General features: G+C 64.2%; 14 protein-coding genes and 1 pseudogene. 10 read left to right on the forward strand and 5 right to left on the reverse strand.

Annotation, left to right across the window (positions count from 1 at the left end):
* From DES52_RS11905 to DES52_RS11920, 4 genes are all read left to right on the forward strand, one after another.
* A partial coding sequence (locus DES52_RS11905) for a delta-60 repeat domain-containing protein (protein ID WP_211317918.1) occupies nt 1–1,615 on the forward strand: 1,615 nt, incomplete at its 5' end.
* Nucleotides 1,616–1,743: 128 nt separating this feature from the next.
* Nucleotides 1,744–4,677 carry a kelch-like protein gene (locus DES52_RS11910; RefSeq protein WP_170131026.1) on the forward strand — a complete coding sequence of 978 codons (2,934 nt, stop codon included), beginning with the start codon at nt 1,744–1,746 and terminating at the stop codon, nt 4,675–4,677.
* A gap of 903 nt (nt 4,678–5,580) precedes the next feature.
* Entirely contained in the window at nt 5,581–6,270 is a 690-nt protein-coding gene (locus tag DES52_RS11915) for a fimbrial biogenesis chaperone (protein ID WP_110887051.1), read from the forward strand.
* On the forward strand, nt 6,194–8,335 hold the full coding sequence (locus tag DES52_RS11920) for a hypothetical protein (RefSeq protein WP_146237273.1): 2,142 nt from the start codon (nt 6,194–6,196) through the stop codon (nt 8,333–8,335). The genes DES52_RS11915 and DES52_RS11920 overlap by 77 nt, the downstream gene beginning before the upstream one ends.
* Nucleotides 8,336–9,401: 1,066 nt before the next feature.
* On the opposite strand, the gene DES52_RS23475 is transcribed toward DES52_RS11920, so the two are convergent.
* Both DES52_RS23475 and DES52_RS23740 read right to left on the reverse strand, forming a co-directional pair.
* The gene (locus DES52_RS23475; protein ID WP_245900955.1) at nt 9,402–9,590 is read right to left on the reverse strand and encodes a MerR family transcriptional regulator; all 189 of its coding nucleotides are present in this window, start codon (nt 9,588–9,590) and stop codon (nt 9,402–9,404) included.
* A 162-nt stretch (nt 9,591–9,752) separates the two neighbouring features.
* A pseudogene (locus DES52_RS23740) lies at nt 9,753–9,890 on the reverse strand (helix-turn-helix domain-containing protein); the annotation flags it as partial.
* Between the two features lie 972 nt (nt 9,891–10,862).
* On the opposite strand from DES52_RS23740, the gene DES52_RS11930 reads away from it, so the two are divergent.
* The 4 genes from DES52_RS11930 to DES52_RS11945 all read left to right on the forward strand — a co-directional run bounded on the left by DES52_RS11930 (nt 10,863) and on the right by DES52_RS11945 (nt 14,802).
* Nucleotides 10,863–11,663, forward strand: a complete 801-nt coding sequence (locus DES52_RS11930) for an alpha/beta fold hydrolase (RefSeq protein ID WP_110887202.1) — start codon at nt 10,863–10,865, stop codon at nt 11,661–11,663.
* A 31-nt stretch (nt 11,664–11,694) separates the two neighbouring features.
* Nucleotides 11,695–11,988: a DUF1801 domain-containing protein gene (locus tag DES52_RS11935; RefSeq protein ID WP_211317919.1), complete on the forward strand. Its 294-nt coding sequence runs from the start codon at nt 11,695–11,697 to the stop codon at nt 11,986–11,988.
* A gap of 501 nt (nt 11,989–12,489) precedes the next feature.
* The gene (locus DES52_RS11940; RefSeq protein WP_110887054.1) at nt 12,490–13,161 is read left to right on the forward strand and encodes a Type 1 glutamine amidotransferase-like domain-containing protein; all 672 of its coding nucleotides are present in this window, start codon (nt 12,490–12,492) and stop codon (nt 13,159–13,161) included.
* Nucleotides 13,162–13,443: 282 nt separating this feature from the next.
* Nucleotides 13,444–14,802, forward strand: coding sequence for an erythromycin esterase family protein (locus tag DES52_RS11945; protein ID WP_110887055.1), 1,359 nt, complete (start codon nt 13,444–13,446; stop codon nt 14,800–14,802).
* A 118-nt stretch (nt 14,803–14,920) separates the two neighbouring features.
* On the opposite strand, the gene DES52_RS11950 is transcribed toward DES52_RS11945, so the two are convergent.
* From DES52_RS11950 to DES52_RS11960, 3 genes are read right to left on the reverse strand one after another with little or no spacing between them, the layout of a single operon-like run.
* Nucleotides 14,921–16,432, reverse strand: a complete 1,512-nt coding sequence (locus DES52_RS11950; RefSeq protein WP_110887056.1) for a tripartite tricarboxylate transporter permease — start codon at nt 16,430–16,432, stop codon at nt 14,921–14,923.
* Entirely contained in the window at nt 16,432–16,941 is a 510-nt protein-coding gene (locus DES52_RS11955; RefSeq protein WP_245900979.1) for a tripartite tricarboxylate transporter TctB family protein, read from the reverse strand. Before DES52_RS11955 ends, DES52_RS11950 begins: the two co-directional genes overlap by 1 nt.
* 19 nt (nt 16,942–16,960) lie before the next feature.
* Complete coding sequence (locus DES52_RS11960) at nt 16,961–17,908, reverse strand: Bug family tripartite tricarboxylate transporter substrate binding protein (RefSeq protein ID WP_110887058.1); 948 nt, start codon at nt 17,906–17,908, stop codon at nt 16,961–16,963.
* A gap of 261 nt (nt 17,909–18,169) precedes the next feature.
* On the opposite strand from DES52_RS11960, the gene DES52_RS11965 reads away from it, so the two are divergent.
* Both DES52_RS11965 and DES52_RS11970 read left to right on the forward strand, forming a co-directional pair.
* Nucleotides 18,170–19,786, forward strand: coding sequence for an ATP-binding protein (locus DES52_RS11965; RefSeq protein WP_110887059.1), 1,617 nt, complete (start codon nt 18,170–18,172; stop codon nt 19,784–19,786).
* On the forward strand, nt 19,783–20,469 hold the full coding sequence (locus tag DES52_RS11970) for a response regulator (RefSeq protein ID WP_342767081.1): 687 nt from the start codon (nt 19,783–19,785) through the stop codon (nt 20,467–20,469). Before DES52_RS11965 ends, DES52_RS11970 begins: the two co-directional genes overlap by 4 nt.
* The last annotated feature ends 12 nt before the right edge of the window (nt 20,470–20,481 follow it).

The raw sequence follows: 20,481 nt of genomic DNA on the forward strand, positions 1-20,481 counted from the left end.
CACCATCGCCGGAGAACCCGCGCCGCCATCGGGCTTCGATTTGGTGACGCTGCCCGGCACGACCTTGACGCAAGGTACGCAGCTCAACAACGTGCCGACGGACATCGCGCTGAGTGGGAGTTCCGTGACGGCGAGCACGGCGGGCGCGGTGGTGGGCGCGGTGAGCGCAGTGGATGCGGATGCTGGGGACGTGCACACGTGGAGCGTGAGTGACGCGCGGTTCGAAGTGACGAACGGGCAGTTGCGCGTGAAAGCCAGTCAGATGCTGCCGTCCTCGCCTGGAACGGTGAGTGTCACGTTGACCGCGACGGACATCGAGGGCTTGTCCTTCTCCAAAACCTTCACGCTCTCCGTGCTGACGCCGGTCGTGCTGTCGGCTGGCGCGCTCGACCCGACCTTCGGATCGAGCGGCAAGGTCATCACGCCTGTTGGGTCGGGCGGCAGTGTGGCGTTCGCGCTGGCTCGGCAGCCCGACGGGAAGCTCGTCACGGCCGGTTACGCCTGGAACCAGGGAAGCTTGAACGGGATGGACTTCGCGCTCGCGCGGTACAACTCGAACGGCACGCTCGACACGACCTTCGGCACGAACGGCAAGGTCACGACGAACCTCGGCTTCGCGGATGACCTTGCCCGCGCGGTGGCCGTGCAGCCCGACGGGAAGATCCTCGCGGCGGGGGCCGCCTGGGACGGTCAGTATTCCGACTTGGCACTGGCGCGGTACAACTCGAACGGCACGCTCGACACGACCTTCGGCACCAATGGTCGGGTCGTCATGCCGATCGGGTCGGGGGAGGACTACGCTGCTGCGCTCGTGGTGCAACCCGACGGAAAGATCCTCGTGGCCGGCACTGCCACCGACGAATGGACGGCTGAGGACTTCACGCTGGTGCGGTTCAACAGCGACGGCACGCTGGATTCGACGTTCGGCTCGGCCGGTGTGGTCACGACGAACTTCGACTTCTCGGGAAGCTCCTTCTCGAGCGACGTCGCGACGTCACTGGTGCTGCAACCGGACGGGAAGCTCATCGCTGCCGGACGAACCGTCCTCACCGACTGGGACAACAACGCCACGACTCGGGTCGCATTGGCACGGTACACGCCGAATGGAACCCTCGATGCCACCTTCGGCTCGGGCGGCATTCTCACCACGTCAATCGGCGCCGGGGACGACAGTATCTCCGCTCTCGCTCTACAACCTGACGGAAAGCTCGTCGCTGCCGGACGAACCTCCAACGGCTCCGAGTACGACTTCGCGCTGATACGGTATACGCCGAGCGGCACGCTCGACTCGACGTTCGGGTCGAGCGGCGTGGTCACTACAGACCTCGGGGGTACCGACACCGCCTCCGCCCTCGCCCTACAACCCGACGGGAAACTCGTCGCTGTCGGGCAGACCTACAACGGCGTCTCGTGGAATTTCGCGCTCGCGAGGTACGCAACCTCGGGCACGCTCGACTCGACCTTCGGCTCGAGCGGCAAGGTCACCACGTCCATAGGAGCTGTGTACGATTCCGCCACCGCGTTGGTGCTGGAGCCAGACGGAAAGATCGTCGCTGCTGGGCAGACTAACAACGGCACAAACTCGAGCTTCGTCTTAACGCGGTACCTGCCGTAGGAGATGTAATGAAGAAGTGTTCTTTGCTGCTCTTGGCGCTCCTCGTCGGCTGCGCTACGCCACCTCAAGCTCCCACCGGTCCTCGCGTGCTGGGCATCGTGCAAGTCACCGCCGGGCAGGACGCCGCCGTGCAGTGGGTGCGACCCGACGCGGACACCCTACGTGCCCTCGACCTCACCAGCATTCCCGCTGGCCTCGACGTGCAAGTCGTGCCCACCACCACCCCCTTCTTCGACGCAGGCGGCACCCGCTACCTGTACTCGCACTTCAAAGTGCGAAACGGTAAAGGCAGCACCCCCAACAGCGACCTCAAAAACGTCACCTTCCTCGCCCTCGACAACACCACTACTCTCGGTGACACCGCCATCGTCTCGATGCGCAACGCCGCAGGAGCGGCCATCACCAGCGTGGACGTCGCGCGCAGCCTGCGACCCACGCACCGCATGGACACCTCCAGCGTCGTGCAAGCGTTGGGCGCGGACTTGCAACTCTTCAGCGAAAGCGAAGTGAGTGCCTTCGCCAACAGCTTTCCGTGGGGCTTCGGGGTGCGGCACTGCTTGGACGTCAACTGCGACGCGTACGACAAGACCCTGCCCGGCAACCCGAGCTTGAGTCAGTTCGACGGGCGGGTGACGTTGGCGTTCAAGACGCCCGTTACCACGGCGGCGAACACGCCCAAGAGCGCGTCGATGCTGTACCTGGTCGTGGCGGATAACACGACCAATCCGAGGGTGGTGCAGAGCAGCGAAGAGCAACTGACAGGCACGGTCGCGGGGAGGAGTGCCGTTCCAGCGGGCTTCGACCTCGTCAAACTACCCGGGTCGAACTTGCCGGGTGGGACGCAACTGAGCAACGTGCGCGTCGCGGGCACGTCGAGCACGACCACATCCACGCTGTTGACACGTCCTTCCCTGATGGCGAGTAACGCGGCCTTGCAGCAAGGGCAAGCCGTGACGTACGCCGTGAGTGGATCGGACCCGCAGAACTCTACATTGACGTACAGCGTGTCGAGCGGGACGCTGCCGGCTGGCCTCACGTTGAACGCGAACACAGGAGCAGTCAGCGGTACGCCGTCGAGTTACGGGGCGTCTTCGGTGACGTTGCGAGCGACGAACACGAGCGGAGAGTTCGACGAGAAGACCGTGACTTTGAGCGTGACGGCCACCCCGCCGAACGTGACAGTAGGAACTCAAGGCTTGACGCAAGGACAAAGTGCGAACTTCAACGTCACGGCCTCCGACCCGCAAGACCTGGCGTTGACGTACAGCCTCGCACAAGGCAGCACCCTTCCCGCTGGCTTGTCCCTCAATAGCAGCACCGGTGTGGTGAGTGGTACACCAACCGTTTTCGGCACCTTCCCCGTGACCTTCCAAGTCGCCAACAGCGGCGGTGGCACCGCCAGCAAGACGGTCACCCTCATCATCAACGCGACCGCGCCGAGCCTCACGGTCGGTGATCAGAGCTTATATCAAAGCCAAAGTGGGCGCTTTACGGTAACAGCGACGGACCCTCAGAACTTGGCGCTGACGTACGGCGTCGCTCAAGGCAGCACCTTACCGGCTGGCTTGACCTTGGATAGCAGTACAGGTTTGGTGAGCGGCGCGCCGACGGTTTTCGGGACCTTCCCGGTGACCTTCCAGGTGACGAACAGCGGTGGGGCGAGCGCCACCAAGACCATCACCCTCACGATCACGGCCACCCCACCGAGCGTGACGGTTGGAAACCAGACGTTGACGCAAGGGCAAAGCGGCGGCTTCTATGTCACGGCTTCCGACCCACAGAACCTCAGCCTGACGTACAGCGTCGCCCAGGGCAGCACCTTGCCGGCTGGCTTGTCCTTGAATAGCAGCACGGGTGTGGTGAGCGGCACGCCGACAACCGCAGGAACGACAAGTGTGACGTTCAGGGTGGCGAATAGCGGTGGTGGCACGGCCACGAAGGCGATCACGATCACGGTGAACGCGCCGCCCTTCACTGCTATAGCCTCCCCTAGTATTTCGCGTCGGGATCACACGCAAACTGACTTGGGCGCGGCGTACGGCGGTAAAGTCTTAATTGCTGGGGGCGTAGACAGCAACGGCACCACCGTGGCAAGCGCGCAATTGTATGACCCAGCTACGAATACTTTTACCACCTTGCCAGACATGACGGTCGCGCGTCGGGATCACACGGCCACGCTCCTCAGCAACGGTCGCGTATTGATCACCAATGGGACAAGCGCCGGGGGAGGTCGATTAGCATCTGCGGAACTGTTTAATCCCGCTACGAGCACTTTCACGGCTATCTCTGCAACAATGAGCGTTGCGCGAACGAACGCTGTCTCTACAAGACTTTCGAATGGTAAGGTGCTGATTACAGGGGGGTATGTCTCGTCTGGATTCAGCCTTAGTTGCGGCACAACAACCTCGACCACAACAACCGCTGAATTGTATGACCCCTCGACGAACACCTTTACGAGTCTGAATGGAATGACAACAGATCGCGCGAATCACACCTCGACGCTCCTTTCAAACGGTCGTGTGTTGATTGCTGGAGGAACGGACTCTTATTCCAACAGGTGCTCGTGGTCAGGCTCTGCTGTCAGTTCGGCAGAAATATTCGATCCTTCCTCGAACACCTTTACCTCCATCGCAAGCATGAGTGGCGCACGCAATCGTCCGACGGCTACCTTATTGAACAACGGAAAAGTGCTGCTTGCGGGAGGAACGAATTTTTGGAATTGCAGCGGTTGCTCATCATGGAGTAGCGAGCGATTTGATGCGGAGATTTTCGATCCCACCACTCAAACGTTCGTGACGTTCCTGTACCTACAAAATTACCGAGCTAACCATACGGCGACGTTACTAGCGAATGGTAAAGTATTGTTAGCTGGCGGTACGTCAGGTGGTAGCAGCGCCGAAGTCTTCGATCCGACCACAAATACCTCTAGCTTTGTAGGGTACATGAATTACAGCCGATCGGATCATACGGCGACGCTGCTGTCGGGTTCAACGTCACTTGCTGGGAAAGTCTTGATTGTAGGTGGGGGTAGCGCGGCAGAGCTGGGTGACATCAAGCCTTGACAGGATCATTTACCAAGTAACTAAATGGATACTGTCTCAATAAAGGAGAGACTCGGCTATGATACCGGGTCTCTTCATTTCGGTCTGCCTAACGAACATAAAGTTGATCAGAACGTTCATTTAGTTGGAAAGCACGCTGTGCCGTGCAAGTTCAATTCCAGGATGCTGTACTCAGAACTGCGGGGAGTTGATGAGATGGTTCATGCGTCATGCTTAATGTGCGGCGCTAACAGACGAGCAGTAAGTGCGCTCGACACGTGGAGGGCGGGGCCTTACCAGCAGGTTTGTCGTTGAACAGCAGCACGGTTGACGTCAGCTTCTAGGCCGGCAAGACGGTTACGCTCTCGAGTGCCACGACATTGCCGAGCGTCAAGCTCGGCAATCGGATCCGACCGTCGAGGCAGAACGTGAACTTCATCGTGGCAGCTATGGAACCCCAGAATTCGACGATCACTTAATGGCTCGCTCCATGTATCACCTTTCCTGCCGAGTTATTCCGGAACTCTTCCACGGAGGTGCTGAGCAGCACGTTCACCACCGAGACGACGAGCATGGCCTTACAGGTGAGGGGCAGTGGGGTGGTTCAGCGCTGAGGTCTGTCAACATCATCATGAGCTCACCGAAATGCTGCTCGACACGACCTTCGACACTCATGGCTAAGTCACTCCGCCTGTCGGGTCCCGGAATGACGTCACCTTTGCACTGCTTGGGCAGCCCGACTGAAAGCTCGTCGTTGCTGAACCCACTTTCAACGACGCTTCGAGAAAAAACTTTCTAGCGGTTGCAATCGTGCCTATCAAGCCTCCTCGTCTCTTCTCTAGCCGTTGCCAACTTCCTTAGGCCCTTCATCTTGTAGCATTCAAGCAATCCGCTCTTCGCCTTCTCACCCTTTAGGAGTCTTCCTTGCGCGTCCTCACCCTCACTGCCTTGTTCGCCCTCACGAGCGCTACCGCCGGGCAACTACAAATCTCCCCGACGAGCGTCGAGCTCGACTTGCGTTCGCAACGTAGCGGTTCCACGGTCGTGACGAACACCGACTCTCAAACCGCCCGGTACAAAGTCACGGTGCTGCGCGTGCAGCAAAACGGCCAAGAGCAACTGGAGCGCACGACGGACGTCGTCGTGAATCCAGCGGTGTTCACCATCGCGCCCGGCAAGCGGCAAGTGGTGCGTGTCGGCTTCGCGGGCGAGGCGCGCAAACAACCGGAAACGGCGTACCGTCTGCTGCTCGAGCAGCAGCCCCCCGAGGCGGGTGGCGCGCCCGTGCAAGTCACGACGTTGCTCGCGGTGGGCGTGCCGTTGTACGTGCGTGAGCGGGACGGGCAGCCGAACCTGAATGTCTCGGCGGAGCGCGATGGGCAGAATGTGCGTGTCACGCTTCGCAACTCGGGCGGACGGCGCGTCGTCGTGATCGGCCTCAAAGTCACGCGGGGCGACGCGAGCGTCAGCCTTGGCAGCATGATCGTCGTGGCGGGCGGCAAGTTGGACTTCACGCTCAAAGGGTGGGGAGGGAAGGGTGGCTCGCTCGACGTGGAGTTCGCGGATCTCGACAAGCGCACGCATCGGCAGCGGTTGGACGTCACGGCTCCTTAGCGTCCTGCTGAGCGTGTCGGTCGCGCACGCGCAATCGGCGGAGCCGTGCGCGTTGCCACGCGAGTTGCTCGCCGTGACGGTTGGCGCGTCCAGTCGAGGCGAGCACCTCGTGCTGCGAAACGACAACGACGTGTGGGTGGAGGGGGAGGCGCTGCGGGACGGCGAGGAAGGCTACGCGGCCGAGCGAGCGGCGTGCGGCACGCGTGTGTTCGTGCGGCTCGCGCCGAGCTTGAACGCGCGCGTGGATGACGAGGAGCAGGTGCTGCGCGTCACACCGACCTTGGCGTTGCTCGGGCGGTACGAGGTGCAAGTCGAACCGGCGTTGCGCGCCTTGCCGGGTGATGGCGGGGTGCTCGTCGTGCCGCTCTCCCTCAAAGCGTACGCGCAGGAGTTCGGAGGGCGCGACCTTCAGGTGGCGTTGTCGGCACGGCCGCGTTACGAAGACGGACCGTTCAGCTTGGATGCCGCCGTCGCCGGAGGGTGGAGTGGCGTGCGAGGCTTCTCGGGTGCAGCGCGAGGCAGCGTCGCGTACCGTGCGGAGAACGGCTGGGTGTTCTCAGCGTTGCTGTTCGAAGACGCTCGGTACGGACGAGGCGCGTTGACTGGGGCGAGAGCAGCGTGGGTGACGCCACTCGTGAAGGAAGCGCCGCCGATTCAAGTGGAGGCGCCATTGGAAGCGACGGCGGTCGTCACGGTCGGAGGACGGCTCGTGCAGCAACTGCGGCTCAAGCCGGGCGTGACGGTGCTGCGCGGCGTGCCGATCAATACGACGACGACGGAGGTGCTGGTGGAAGTGCGTGACGCGAGTGGAACGCGCGAGCAGCGGGTGTCGATCCCGCGTCCCGCCGGGTCCCCAGCAAGTGGAACGGGACGCGTCACGTTGGAAGGAGGTTGGGCGAGTGGCGCGTGGTACGCGGGTGTGGGAGGCGCGTACGGGTTGTCGCCCGAGTGGAGCGTGGAGGGAAGCGCGGCGTTGCGCGGTCCTGCTGCCGCGTTTCGCGCACGCTTGAACTACGCGTCGACGCCGTGGTTCGCGTCGGGCGCGCTCAGTGTCGGGGATGGACTGCTCGGCGGTGGAGTGACGGTACGTGGTGAAGCTGGAGCGCGCACCAGCGGCTGGACGTGGCGAGCGTCGGGAGAGTGGCGGTCGGACGACTTGACGAAGCGGAACGTGTCGCTGGACGCACGTTGGAACAGCATGCCGTGGCAGGCGTCTGGAGCGGTGACGTACAATTACGCACTCGACTTGTGGAGTGCCGAGGTGGCCGGCGGATACCGCGTGCCGTCCGGGTGGAGTGTGGAAGGCGCCGTGAAGTTCGACGTGAACGTCGCGAAGTTCACGGTGCGAGCGTCCGTGCCGCTGACTTCTCAGTCGTCGCTCGACGCCGTGTGGAGTGACGGGGTCGGCGTGACGTGGACGCAAGCGTGGGATGACGCGACGCGCACGCAAGTTGGTGTGGCTGCTGGCGTGCTGCGGGCGTCGCTGGAACGTCAAGGCGTGGTGGACGTGTCGGCGGCGTTGGATTCGCGGGGCACCTTGTCGGGAGGCGTGTCGGGAAGTGTCGCGCGAGCAGGGGGGCAGTGGCGTTTGACGAGCAGCGAAGGGAGCGGTGGGGTGCTCGTGCGAACGGGCGTACCGAACGTTCCCGTGCGTCTCAACGAGGTCGTGCGCGGCTCGACGGACGCGTCGGGTGAGGTGCTGCTGACTGGGCTGGCAGCCAACGTGCGGTACGCGTTGAGCGTCGCGCCGGACGCGCTGCCCATCAACGTGAGCGTCGTGGAGGACCGGGTGGAGTTCGAGTTGGGTGGGGCGGGGCTGCACGTACTGGATTGGACGGCGAACTTCCGGGTTTCCCGATGGGTGACGCTGCGTTGGCGTGACGGTCGCGTTGCTGCGGGCGGGCGGTTGGTGCTGGGAGATGAGGAAGTGTGGCTTGATGAGGCGGGCCGTGGGTTGGTGTTCGTGCCTGAGCGACGCGATGGGGTACTGGAAGTGGCGGGAGAGCGCTGCGCGGTGCGGTTGGATCCGGAATTAGCAGAGGCGAGGTGCTTGGACGGCTCGTGAAGCGTTCGAGGACACCCGTTCGAATGTTTGTGGTGACGCGCATCGTGTAGCGTGCGGAGCCGAAGTCATCCTGCCCGTCTGCCCGTTCAAGTCGTGAACGTCAACAGCCCTTGCGGTTGGACATGACGCGGCTGAAGTCTTGCCCCTGGCAATAAACGGAAAGGTAGAAATCGACGGAGCGCAGTTTGACGTTGGCCGTGCCAGTACGACTGTATGCGCGTGAAAGCCCTTGGACGGCACGAGGTGGATCAACTTGCCAAAGCAAGAGCATGTTATTGAACTTGGGTGGCCCCAGGACCGGGCTGTGGGAGGAAACAGGACGCGATGTCATGACCTTTTGTCCGCTGAGATGGACAAGACGCCTGCCCTGCTTATCGTCGGTTATGAGGGGTACGGCAACACCTGCTGCAAGCACGAAGAGCGCCGCGCATTGACCACCGAGGTGAAGCTGACCAAGGAAGCAAGGAGGGCGCCTCTTTGTGGTCGAGTGTCGGGACAAGCGAGATGGTGGTGTGAAGGGCATTTTTACTGCTTTCGTCCCTGTTGTCCCTATCGTCCCTTCGTCTTTCCTGGGATTGAAGATTTTTTATGCGGAATGCCGAAAGCGCCGCTGATCTTGACGTCCGTGCACGTTGCGGTGATGCTCGGTCTTCCCTGGCTCGTACGGATGCAAGATATCGACTTCCTTGAGGCGCGATCCAAGATCGGCGGGCGGCCGTGGGAAGGGGGCGCACATGATACTGGCGCATTGTTGCGCCGGTTCTGTCCTCGTGAGTTGAGGCCTCGGGTGGTGGGCGGAACGTTGAGTTTATGGTGGTCGCTGGGCCGAAGGTGAAAGAGGAGAGACCGGCACGACATGGTGTCGGCTTCTCCTCTTTTGAGGCCGTTTCATGGTGCGGGAGGCGCGGCCGAGTGCGATGCTTTTCGAACTGAAGCAGTTCCGAAACGAGAACGTGCCCGGTGCAAACGACTGGAAGGTCGCCGTTCGAGATGGCTTGGTAGATGAATGCGCGGCTCACGCCAAGGTGACACGCGGCTTCTTGCACGCTGAGGTACGCTGGGGCATTCACGAGGACGCCTTTCGCTCGTTCACGTACCGTTCCAGCGACTGGGCGTCGATGAGCCGCGCGTTGTTCAAGGTGGCGATGCGAATGGACGCGACGAGGCCGCGGTCCGCCCAAGACGCGATGGTTTTGCTGGAGACGCGCGCGCGTCGAGCGGCTTCGGACATTCCGATGAACTTTGTTTCGTTCATGCCGTGAGCGTGAGTCGGTTCGCGGGGGGTCAATTTCGATTTTGGTGGAACGGGAGGGTTGACTTCGGAGGTCTCCTCCGCGGGCAGCGTCTGCGAAGGTGGTGAGATGCGTCGTTGGGAGCGCCGGAGGGGGGATCGAATGACGTCGGGGTGTAGGGCGGCGACGGGAATGCGGATAATGCGTTGACCGATGATGACGTGTGGAAGGTGGCCGTCGCGGATGGCTTGGTAGATGAGGGCTCTGTGTACGCCGAGGTGGCGGGCGGCTTCGAGTACCGTGACGTACTGGTCAGGGGTCACGGTCGTGGCCTTCCGGAAGGTTGTGCCAAATCTGTGCCAAATCCGGAGCAGAAATGCTGGGTTGTGATCGTCTTATCCGATGAGAGCGCAGAATGGAGGGTGGGTAAAACCTCGCTGTAGACGTGGTTTAGCCGTCTTGTTCGGTCTTGCTGTCTGTTGGGCTTTCGTCTTCGCAATGAGGAGGTCAGGGGTTCGAATCCCCTCAGCTCCACCAAGACAACCCCGTCTTCGACGGGGTTTCTTCTTTTGCGCTTCGTAAACTAGCAGCCGGACCGCTCGAGCCTTGTCTCCTCGAACGCGGCCCCGTCATCCAGAGGGCACGACGATTCTTCCATCGCGCCCCTCGAAAGAACTTCCCGCACTCGCGCCATCGACGCGCGCACATGCGCCGAGTTCACCGAGAACCGCGCGCCCGCCGCCTTGTACCAGTTCGGGAAGCGTTCTCGGTCCCCGAGACGCAGCGCCGCTTCGTACGCTTCCAGCGCGCTCGCCGGGTCGTTCTGAGCGCGTCCCCAGAATTCCAGCGCGCCTAGGTCAGGCGAACGCGTAATTCAAATCGACGTGACTTTCCGCCGCAGTGAAAATTGCCTGTTGTTCGAATGAACGCCCAGGGCACATCGTCGAGATTTCAAGCGCACGGTCGCAGTGCCGGACTCGTTCGCCCTCCGATTCTCGTTTCCGCCCCGGCGAGGCACGAGGGCTGGTACCCTGTGATTCTCGAAGGACTAGCGCACGTCGTGGAGTTCTTCGCGTCGCTCGGCCGTGGGCCGAGCGACGCGAGTTGGGACGGCGCGAAGTTCTCGAACGCGAACCTCGCGGTCCGTACGGCAGCGTCTTCACTTCACCCGCCCCGAGCGCGGTCGTCACGGCGTTCCTCCACCTTCGGAAGACCACGGCATGATCCACGTCGCCGCCGACCCGGCCACTCGTCACACCCGGCCTTTCCAGGCTCGCGCCAGCAAGGAGTTCCGCATGACGACCAACCACGCCAGCACGCAGACCGTCACCTCGCACGACGGCACCCGCATCGCCTTCGACCGCTCCGGTACGGGATCGCCGGTGATCCTCGTGAGCGGCGGATCGGTGGATCACGCTTCCACCGCTCCCGTCGCCGCGCTGCTCTCGACGCACTTCACGGTGTACAACCTGCACCGACGCGGGCGGGGCGCGAGCGGCGACACGGCTCCCTACGCGGTGAAGCGCGAGGTCGAGGACATCGAAGCGGTCCTCGACGCGGCGGGCGGGTCGGCCTGCTTGTGGGGCTCGTCCTCCGGCGCGGTTCTCGCGCTGGAAGCGGCGCGGCTCCTGCCCGGCAAGATCCGGAAGTTGGCGTTGTGGGAGCCGCCCTTCGTCCTCGATCCCGCGCGTCGCCCGCCTGCAGACACGGCGCGCACCTTTCATGACCTCGTGGCGCAGGGCCGCCGGGGAGACGCCGCCGAGTACTTCATGAAAGACGTCGTGGGCCTGCCGCCGGAATTCGTGGCGAACGCGCGCCGCCAGCCTTGGTGGCCCAGGCAGGAAGCCTTGGCGCACACGCTGGAGTACGACGCGACCATCATGGGCGACTACGGCCTGCCCGAGGAGCGCGTTCGGCAGGTGAGCACCCCCACGCTGGTGCTCGACGGTGGCGCGAGCTTCGCGTTCATCCAGGAGGCCGCGCGCGCGGTGGCCGAGCGATTGCAAAACGGGCAGTACCGCACGCTGGAAGGGCAGACGCACGACGTGGACGCCAAGATCCTGGCGCCCGCGCTGCAAGAGTTCTTCGATACTTGAATCGCCGGGCCGCACGAAAGGACCGCCCCCTATGAAAGCCTCTGAGAACATCGATCGGCGCATCGCGAGCCTCGTCGACTGGCGTGGCTCGCTGCTGGCCCACCCGCGTACGCTGATCCTGACCGCCGATCCGAACCTCACCGAGGGATGGAAGTGGAGCAGCCCCGCCTGGTCTCGCCGTGGGCTGGTGTGCAGTGTCGGCGTCTTCCACGGTGCCGCCTTGCAGGACCCGCGTGGCTTGATGAACGCGGGCGACCTCGCGAAGGAGAGCCGCGGCATTGACCTTCGCGAGGTCGCCGAAGTCGGCCTTCAAGCGCTGAGCTGATCCGCGAGGCGGTCGCGTACAACCTCAGGGAGACTGGATCTCGTCACGAAGACCCGGCTTGAGGGCCGTCACATCGATGGGGACAGCGCCCGGCGCCAATTGTCTGCCCTCATCGAGTCTCCTGACCCCGGGTAGGGCGTAAGCAAGCTCTTGTTCACCAGAGCGTAGCAAGTCCGTCGACACCTTCACCTGCTCGTCGAGGACGCCGCTCACGTCCTGGTCTCCTCCACCAGCCAAGCCGACGGCACGTCCAAGTCTGCCCACGGGGCGGAAGGTGGTGAGGTCTGTCGTCCCACTGAGCACACCATGCCAGGTCGTCGAGAGCGGATGCGACCGAATGAAGTGCTACGTGTCGACGTCCAGTCTCGGTCGCTTACACCTCTCGTATGTTATAGGTGTAAGAAAGTCACTCGTTATGTCCGAGGCGCATTTTGCTTCGGCAACGAGGAGAGGTCAGAGGGGCGCCTTTCAGTGTCCTCCCCACCTCCAAGGAGAGAACCCATGAAACTTCTGCTCACGTCCGCCGGAATCAAGAACTCGAGCATTCACGGCGCACTCGTCGACCTCTTGGGCAAGCCGATCGCGGATGCCACCGCCCTCTGTATTCCCACGGCAGGCTACGGACATCCGCAGACGAATCCCGGCCACGCCTGGCGATTCATCAGCGGACAAGAACCCCGAGCGCCGATGTGCGAGTTGGGGTGGAAGTCGGTGGGCGTGCTGGAACTCACGGCGCTTCCCAGCATCGGACAGGACCGCTGGGCGCCCTGGGTGCGGGAAGCCGACGTCCTGCTGGTGAATGGCGGTGACGCTCTGTACCTGTATCACTGGATGCGGGCGTCCGGGCTGACGGAGCTTCTGCCGTCCCTGACCGACAAGATCTGGGTGGGATTGAGCGCCGGGAGCATGGTGATGACGCCTCGCATCGGGAAGGACTTTGTGGGATGGTCACCGCCCAGCGGAAGCGATGAAACGCTGGGCGTCGTCGACTTCTCGATCTTTCCGCACCTGGACCACCCCGATCTGCCGTGGAACACCATGGTCAACGCGGAGCGGTGGGCGGCGGGCATCGAAGGTCGGGCGTACGCGATCGACGACGAGACCGCCATCAAAGTGGCGGACGGGCGCGTCGAGGTGGTTTCCGAAGGGCACTGGAAGTTGTTGCGGCCTTGATGCCGAGAACCTGCACGCAGATTTCTCCGAGTTGTACGGATGTCGCCGGACGATTTCGGTGGACGCCGGAAGACTGATGCCGTTGCCCTTTGCGCGTGTACGTTCGACGATCCGTCACCTTGAGGTTCTTGGCCATGACGGGGAGTCGGGCACGGTTTGGCTTCACGTGACTTGAGGTGAGGGCCCTCGGCGGCTCAGCACCGTCCCGTAGCCTGGAGGGCGTCTCTTCAGGGATGCCACACACGTCCGATCGTCATCGCGCTCGTCCAGGGGGATTCCTGCATGAACCTGAAGCTTCTGCTGCTCGGCGCCTCGCTCCTCTTCCCCGTTGCCTTCGCGGTCGGCGGAGCGCAGCCTCCACCCTCGACGTCCACCGACCTCGCCGCCTCGCTTCGGTCCGTCGCCCGTTCCGTCAGCGACGATTTGCGCACGCTCGAGCCGATCGTGCAACTCGCGAAGGACGCTCGGCTCGTGCTCATCGGCGAGGGTACGCACGGAACGCACGAGTTCTACCGAACGCGCGCCGAACTCACGAAGCGGCTCGTTCAAGAGTACGGATTCGACGCCGTGGTGATCGAAGGCGACTGGCCGGACGCGCAGCGCGTGAACCGCTTCGTTCGCCTCGAAGGCGCCGACACCACTCCCGAGCAGGCGCTTTCGAACTTCACGCGTTTTCCCCGCTGGCTGTGGCGAAACACGGTCGTGCGGGACTTCGTGGGCTGGTTGCGAGCGACGAACGTGACGCGCGCTTCGTCGGACCGGACCTCGTTCTACGGCATGGACTTGTACAGTCTGCCCGCGTCGAGGCTCGAAGTCCTTCGCCTGCTGGGCACCCTCGACACGGCGAGCGCGGAGCGCGCCCGCGCGCGGTACGCCTGCCTGGCCTTGATCGGGACGCCGTTGCAAGACGATCCCGGCACGCCCGAGACCAGCAACGGAGCGTCTTGCACGAGGAACGCCGCCGACGTCTTCGCAGACGTCTTGCGTCTCACGGCGCAGCGCCGAGCTCGCCTCGACGCGTCACGCGAGGCGCTGTTCGATTTGGAGCAAAACGCGAGGATCGTGAAGAACGCCGTGGCGTACGAACGCGCCGCCCTCGACGTGTTCGGAGCGTCGTCCTCGTGGAACGTGCGCGACAGCCACATGTTCGAGACCCTCGAGGCGATCCGGGCGCATCTCGGCGCGACGTCGAAGATCGTGGTGTGGGCTCATAACTCGCACTTGGGCGATGCGCGCGCGACCGAGATGGGGCGAAGCGGAGAGCACAACGTCGGACAACTCGTGCGGCAGCGGTACGGAGCGGGCGCCTTGCTCGTCGGATTCACGACGCACACCGGCACGGTGACGGCCGCCGAGGAGTGGGACGGTCCGCCACGCACGATGCAAATCCGTCCGTCGCTGGAATCCAGTTACGAGCGGCTTTTTCACGACACGGGCCTCGCGCGCTTCATGCTGGAGTCGAAGCGCGCCCCGTTGGCCTTGCGTCAAGAGCGCCTGGAGCGGGCGATCGGCGTACAGTACCTTCCGGCCACGGAACGCCTCAGTCACTACTTCAGCGTGAATCTCCCCGCGCAGTTCGACGTGGTGGTCCACTTCGACGTGACGCGCGCGCTCGAACCGCTCGACTCCGCGGGACGGTGAGGGCGGAACCTGAGCGCGTCGAGGCACGACAACCGGGCCGCGAGGACACGCCGAGTCGCCCCAGGCGCACGAAGAAAACCCCGTCACCGACGGGGTTCCTGTTGGTTCTCGCGCGGTTTCAAGACGTCGTTCGGGAAGTCCCGGAGCGTCTGGAGTTCCACCAGCGCAGAAGCGGCGGGCCGAGCAGGACGATTCCGACAACGATCAGGATCGTCGCGCTGAGAGGTCGCGTGAAGAACACGCCGTAGTCGCCTTGGCTGATCGCGAGGGCGCGGCGGAACTGCTGCTCGGCGATGGGTCCGAGGATCATTCCGACGATGGCAGGAGCGACCGGGAAGTCGAAGCGGCGCATCGCGAAGCCCACGAGACCGATGAGGTACAGCAGGACGAGGTCGAACACGGAGTTGTTGAGGCTGTACACGCCGAGCGTGGCGAACACGAGGATGCCGCCGTACAAGAGCGGACGCGGAATTTCGAGGAGTCTCGCCCAGAACTTCGCGAGCGGCAAGTTCAGCACGAGCAGCATCACGTTTCCCACGTACAAGCTCGCGATGAGTCCCCACACGAGCGCCGGGTTCGTCGCGAACAAGAGGGGACCGGGCTGCAAGCCGTACTGCTGAAACGCGGCGAGCAGAATCGCGGCCGTCGCGGACGTCGGCAAGCCGAGCGACAAGAGCGGCACGAGCACGCCCGCGGCGGCCGCGTTGTTCGCCGCTTCGGGTCCAGCCACGCCTTCGATGGCCCCTTTGCCGAACTCATCCTTGTGCTTGCTGAGGCGTTTTTCGAGCAGGTACGACAAGAACGTCGGCATCTCCGCGCCGCCTGCCGGAAGCGCTCCGAACGGAAAGCCGAGGAGGGTGCCGCGCAGCCACGGCTTCCAGCTTCTCGCCCAGTCCTCGCGGGTCATGCCGACGCGACCCTTGAACTTCATCACGGCGTCTTGGGCGCCGCGCAGCTTCGACGCCACGTACAGCGTCTCGCCCACCGCGAAGAGGCCCACGACGACCGTGACGACGTCGATGCCGTCGAGCAGTTCGGGCCGTCCGAGGTCGAAGCGCGCTTGCCCGGTTTGCAAGTCCGTGCCGACCAGCCCGAGGCCGAGACCGAAAAACAGGCTCACGAGGCCGCGCAACGGCGAGCTTCCGAGGAGCGCCGACACGGCAGTGAAGGCCAGCACGGTGAGGGCGAAGTACTCGGCGGGTCCGAACTGAAGCGCGAACGACACCATGGCGGGCGCGGCGAAGGTGAGGGCGAGCGTGCCGAGCGTACCGGCGATGAACGACCCGATCGCCGCGGTCGCGAGCGCGGCGGGCGCTCGCCCTCGGCGCGCCATCTGGTTGCCTTCCATCGCCGTGACGATAGAGGCGCTTTCACCGGGCGTCTTGAGCAGGATGGACGTCGTCGATCCACCGAACATCGCGCCGTAGTAGATGCCGGCGAACATGATGAACGCGCTCACAGGACTGAGCTTGAGGGTGACGGGCAGCAGCAGGGCGACGGTGAGCGCGGGGCCGATGCCCGGCAGAACGCCGACGGCCGTGCCGAGGACCGCGCCGATGAGGGCGAACAGCAAGTTCTCGGGCGTCAGGGCCGTGGAGAATCCGTTGAGGAGGGCCGCGAGGGTCTCCATCACAGCACGCCCTTGAGCAGGCCGGGCGGCAACGTGAGGCCGAGGCCGTGCGTGAACAAGACGTACACGACGACCGAGAGCAGCACGGCCACCACGAGGTCGCGCACGATCCACGTCGAGTGAAAGCCGCGCGCCGCGCACCAGAACAGAACGGTGGACGCGAGCACGAAGCCGAGGACGTTGAGAAGCAGCATGTGCGCCACCAAGCCCAGCGTGAGCCAGCCGATCGAACGCCAGTTCGTCGGCGCGTCGGGATCGGCGTCCTCCTCGGCGGCAGGCTGGGCGCGTTCGCCGCGAAGCGCTCCGATGGCGAGAATCACGCCGACGCCAAGCAAGCCGAACGAGACGAGCAACGGAAAGAAGCGCGGGCCGACGCGGGCGTAACCGGGATTGACGTCGATCATGAAGGTCTCGACAAGGAAGAACGCGCCGAGCGCCACGACGCCGAGGGCCAGCGCGAGGTCGCCAAGGGAAATGCCCCGCGAAGGCGGGGCGGTAGAGTCGGGCATCGTCACGGCAAGCGTCCGATCACTTCACGAGGCCGATGCTCTTGAGTACCTTGTTGATGCGGCTTTGCTCGACTTTGAGGAACACGTCGAACTTGCTGCCGCTTTGGTACAAGTCGATCCAATTGCGCTTCGCGAGCGTTTCTTGCCATTCCTTGCTGGCGTGCAGCTTGTCGAGGGCCGCCACGAGCGTCGCCTTCTCGGCGGCGCTGATGCCCGGAGGGGCGACGATGCCGCGCCAGTTGGCGAGTTCGACGTTGAGGCCGCCTTCGATGAAGGTCGGCGCGTCGATGCCCTTCACGCGTTTCTTCGCGCTGATGCCCAAGACGCGCAACTGCCCCGTCTTGATTTGCGCTTCGAACTCGCCGTAGCCGGCGATACCGGCGGCGACTTGATTGCCGAGCACGGCCGCGAGCGTCTCGCCACCGCCCGAGAAGGGAATGTAGTTGATCTTCGACGTGTCGATGCCGGCCGCTTCGGCGAGCAGACCCACCGTGATGTGGTCGGTGCCGCCCGCGCTTCCGCCCGCGATGGGAAGGCCCGGGTTCTTCCTCCAGTCGGCGGCGAGGTCGGCGAGCGTCTTGTACTTGCTGACGGTGGGCACCACGAGCACTTCGTACTCGCCGGTGAGACGCGCGATGGGCGTGACACGCTCCAACGTCGCCTTGCTCTTGTTGGTTTGGATCGCGCCGACCATCACGAGGCCCATCGTCATAAGGAGGTTGCCGTCGCCGCGGCTGTTGAGCAATTGCGCGAGGCCGATCGTGCCGCCCGCACCGGGCACGTTGAATACTTGCACGGCGCCCGTGATCTTGTTGTCTTGCAGCACTTGCTGAATGGCGCGCGACGTCTGGTCCCACCCGCCGCCGGGCGAGGCGGGCGCCATGATACGCAAGTTGTTCAGGGTCTGCGCGGACGCGAGGGGCAGGTTCGTCATGACAAGGGCGGCGAGAAACAGCGTTTTCTTCATAACTTCCTCCTGCAAGAAAAGGGCACGCGTCACGGCGGCCAGTCGCCGCGTGTGGCCCTCTGTTGTGTGGTACGGCGAGTCTAGGTCACGCGTCTTCAAGCTGCAAGGCGTCGCGTCCAACGCTTAATTTCGTGGCTTGCGTGCCCGAGCGGGCGTGGACAAAACGCACGAAAGCTTGCCCCAGGGCGTCGGTGCTCTAGACTGGACGGTAACGTCTGTCGTTTCGAACGCACGCGGTCAAGCCGCTCGTGTGAGGTCGCCATGAATCTCGCTGGTCCACGCTTCGCTCGCTCGTCTTGGAAGGTTCGTCCGCTTCGTCTCGGAATCGAAGGTCGGTTGGTGTTGCTGCACTTGCTCGTGCTGAGCGTGTTGACGTTGCTGCTCGCCAGCATTCAGGTGCTGTCGTTGCGACGCACCGTGCAGCACGATCTCGGTCAGCGAGCGCTCGCCGCGTCTCGCCTCGTCGCGCAACTGCCCGAGGTCATGCGAGGCGCCGCCGTGGGACGGCAAGACGCCAAGCTGAACGCGTTCGTCAATCGCTTGCGTGCTCAAGTCGGAGCGGATTTCATCGTCGTCGGCAACCGCGACGGCGTGCGACTCACGCATCCGCGCCCCGATCGCCTCGGCCTGCCCATGGAAGGCGGCGACAACGACGCGCCCTTCGCGGGCCGGGAGATCGTGAGCGTCGCGCAAGGTTCGCTGGGGCTCAGCGTGCGCGGAAAAGTGCCCGTCTTGAACGCGGGCGGACGCATCGTCGGCGTCGTGTCCACGGGGTATCTCATGCCACGCGTGCACGCGCTCGCCGTGCAGGCGGTGGGGTCGCTCGTGCCGTGGTTCGTGCTGGCCCTCGCGCTCGGGACGCTCGGCGCGATTCTCGTCGCGCGCACGTTGAAGCGCGCGATCCTCAACCTCGAACCGCAGCAGATCGCGGCGCTCGTGCGCCAACAACGCGCCGTCCTCGCGGCGCTTCGCGAAGGCGTGCTTGCCGTGAACGCGGACGGCGTCATCGTCCTCGCCAACGCGCGCGCCTCGGAGTTGCTGCCGAGGGGATCGGGTCGGCGTGTCGTGGACGTTTGGCCCGAGTTGGCGTTCGCGGCGAGCCGAACGGGCATGCCGAGTCACAACTTGGAGTTGCGCCTCGCGCACCTGCCGATCTTCGTGAATTTGGAGCCGCTCGAGGGCGGCGGGTTCGTGGCGACGCTGCGTGACCGCGCGGAAGTGCTCGCGCTCGCCGAGGAGCTCACGTCCGTGCGAGGCTTCGTGGAAGTGCTGCGCGCCCAGTCGCACGAGTACCTCAACCGCCTGCACACCATCAACGGCTTGTTGCAACTCGGGCGTCCCGACGACGCACGGCACCTCATCCACTCGGAAATCGAAAACGACGCGACGCTGCGCGACTTGATGCACGACCTTCGCACGCCGCGCCTCGTGGCGCTCTTGATGGGCAAGCGCGAGCGAGCGCACGAACTCGGCGTGGTCTTTCGCGTCGAAGCGGGCTCGAACCTCTCGGCGCGGTGGAACGGCGTGATCGACGTGCTCGTCACGACGATCGGCAACCTCACGGAAAACGCTTTCGAAGCGTTGCGGGGCCGGGCCGGCACGGTCACCGTGTCGATCGGCGAGGACCCCGACGGCGTGCAGATCGAAGTCGTCGACGACGGTCCCGGCGTCGCGCCGGACGTGCGAGCGAGGCTGTTCGAGCACGGCGCGTCGAGCAAGGGCGAAGGGCGCGGCTACGGCCTCGCGCTCGTTCGGACGCGCGTCGAGGCGCTCGGCGGCAGCATAAGGCACTTTCGTCGCGAGTCCTTCACGGTGTTTCAAGTGAACTTGCCGCTCACGGCGGCCGGTCAGACGTCGGTGGAAGGAGAGAGCGCGTGATTCGCGTAGTCCTCGTCGAGGACGACTTGCGCGTCGCGCGCGTGAACCGCGACCTGCTCGAAGCCGATCCTGAAGTGCACGTCCTCGGAACGGCGACGAGCGTGGCGGAGGGCGATCAACTCGTGCGTCACCTGCGGCCCGACCTCGTGCTGCTCGACGTCTACCTTCCCGACGGAACGGGCCTCGACTTGCTGCGGTCTTGGCGTGCCCGCGGCGAAGTCTTCGACGTCCTCATGGTGACGGCGGCGGACGACGCGGGCGTCGTGCAAAGCGCGTTGTCGCACGGCGCCTTCGATTACCTCATCAAGCCGTTCGACCGTTCGCGTCTCGGCGACGCCCTCGCTCGCTTTCGCCGCCGAAAAGCGCTCACCGGAGCGACGTTCGATCAAGCGAGCCTCGATCGGTACCTCGGCGTCGCGAGCGCCGCGCCACTTCCGAAAGGGGTCGACGCGAGGACGCTGGAGCGCGTGGCGGACTTGTTGACGCGGCATCCCGACGGTTTGAGCGCCGAGGACGTCGGCGGCTTGGTCGGCTTGAGCCGTCCGACGGCGTGGCGGTACTTGGAGCACCTCGTCGGGACGGGACGGGCGCGGCTCGATTACCAGTACGGCGCGGGCCGCCCTTCGAAGCGGTACAAGGCGCACGGCGCCCGAAACAACGAGGATTCGGGCGCGCGCTCCTGAAGAACGTCTTGG

This window comes from Deinococcus yavapaiensis KR-236 (genome assembly GCF_003217515.1).
In the GTDB taxonomy this organism is placed as follows: domain Bacteria; phylum Deinococcota; class Deinococci; order Deinococcales; family Deinococcaceae; genus Deinococcus_A; species Deinococcus_A yavapaiensis.

Bases quoted from the DNA above. Each gene is read 5' to 3' on its own strand.
- DES52_RS23475 (WP_245900955.1), bottom strand. From the start codon at position 9,590: ATGAACGAAACAAAGTTCATCGGAATGTCCGAAGCCGCTCGACGCGCG.
- DES52_RS11930 (WP_110887202.1), top strand. From the start codon at position 10,863: ATGACGACCAACCACGCCAGCACGCAGACCGTCACCTCGCACGACGGC.
- DES52_RS11935 (WP_211317919.1), top strand. From the start codon at position 11,695: ATGAAAGCCTCTGAGAACATCGATCGGCGCATCGCGAGCCTCGTCGAC.
- DES52_RS11940 (WP_110887054.1), top strand. From the start codon at position 12,490: ATGAAACTTCTGCTCACGTCCGCCGGAATCAAGAACTCGAGCATTCAC.
- DES52_RS11945 (WP_110887055.1), top strand. From the start codon at position 13,444: ATGAACCTGAAGCTTCTGCTGCTCGGCGCCTCGCTCCTCTTCCCCGTT.
- DES52_RS11950 (WP_110887056.1), bottom strand. From the start codon at position 16,432: ATGGAGACCCTCGCGGCCCTCCTCAACGGATTCTCCACGGCCCTGACG.
- DES52_RS11955 (WP_245900979.1), bottom strand. From the start codon at position 16,941: ATGCCCGACTCTACCGCCCCGCCTTCGCGGGGCATTTCCCTTGGCGAC.
- DES52_RS11960 (WP_110887058.1), bottom strand. From the start codon at position 17,908: ATGAAGAAAACGCTGTTTCTCGCCGCCCTTGTCATGACGAACCTGCCC.
- DES52_RS11965 (WP_110887059.1), top strand. From the start codon at position 18,170: ATGAATCTCGCTGGTCCACGCTTCGCTCGCTCGTCTTGGAAGGTTCGT.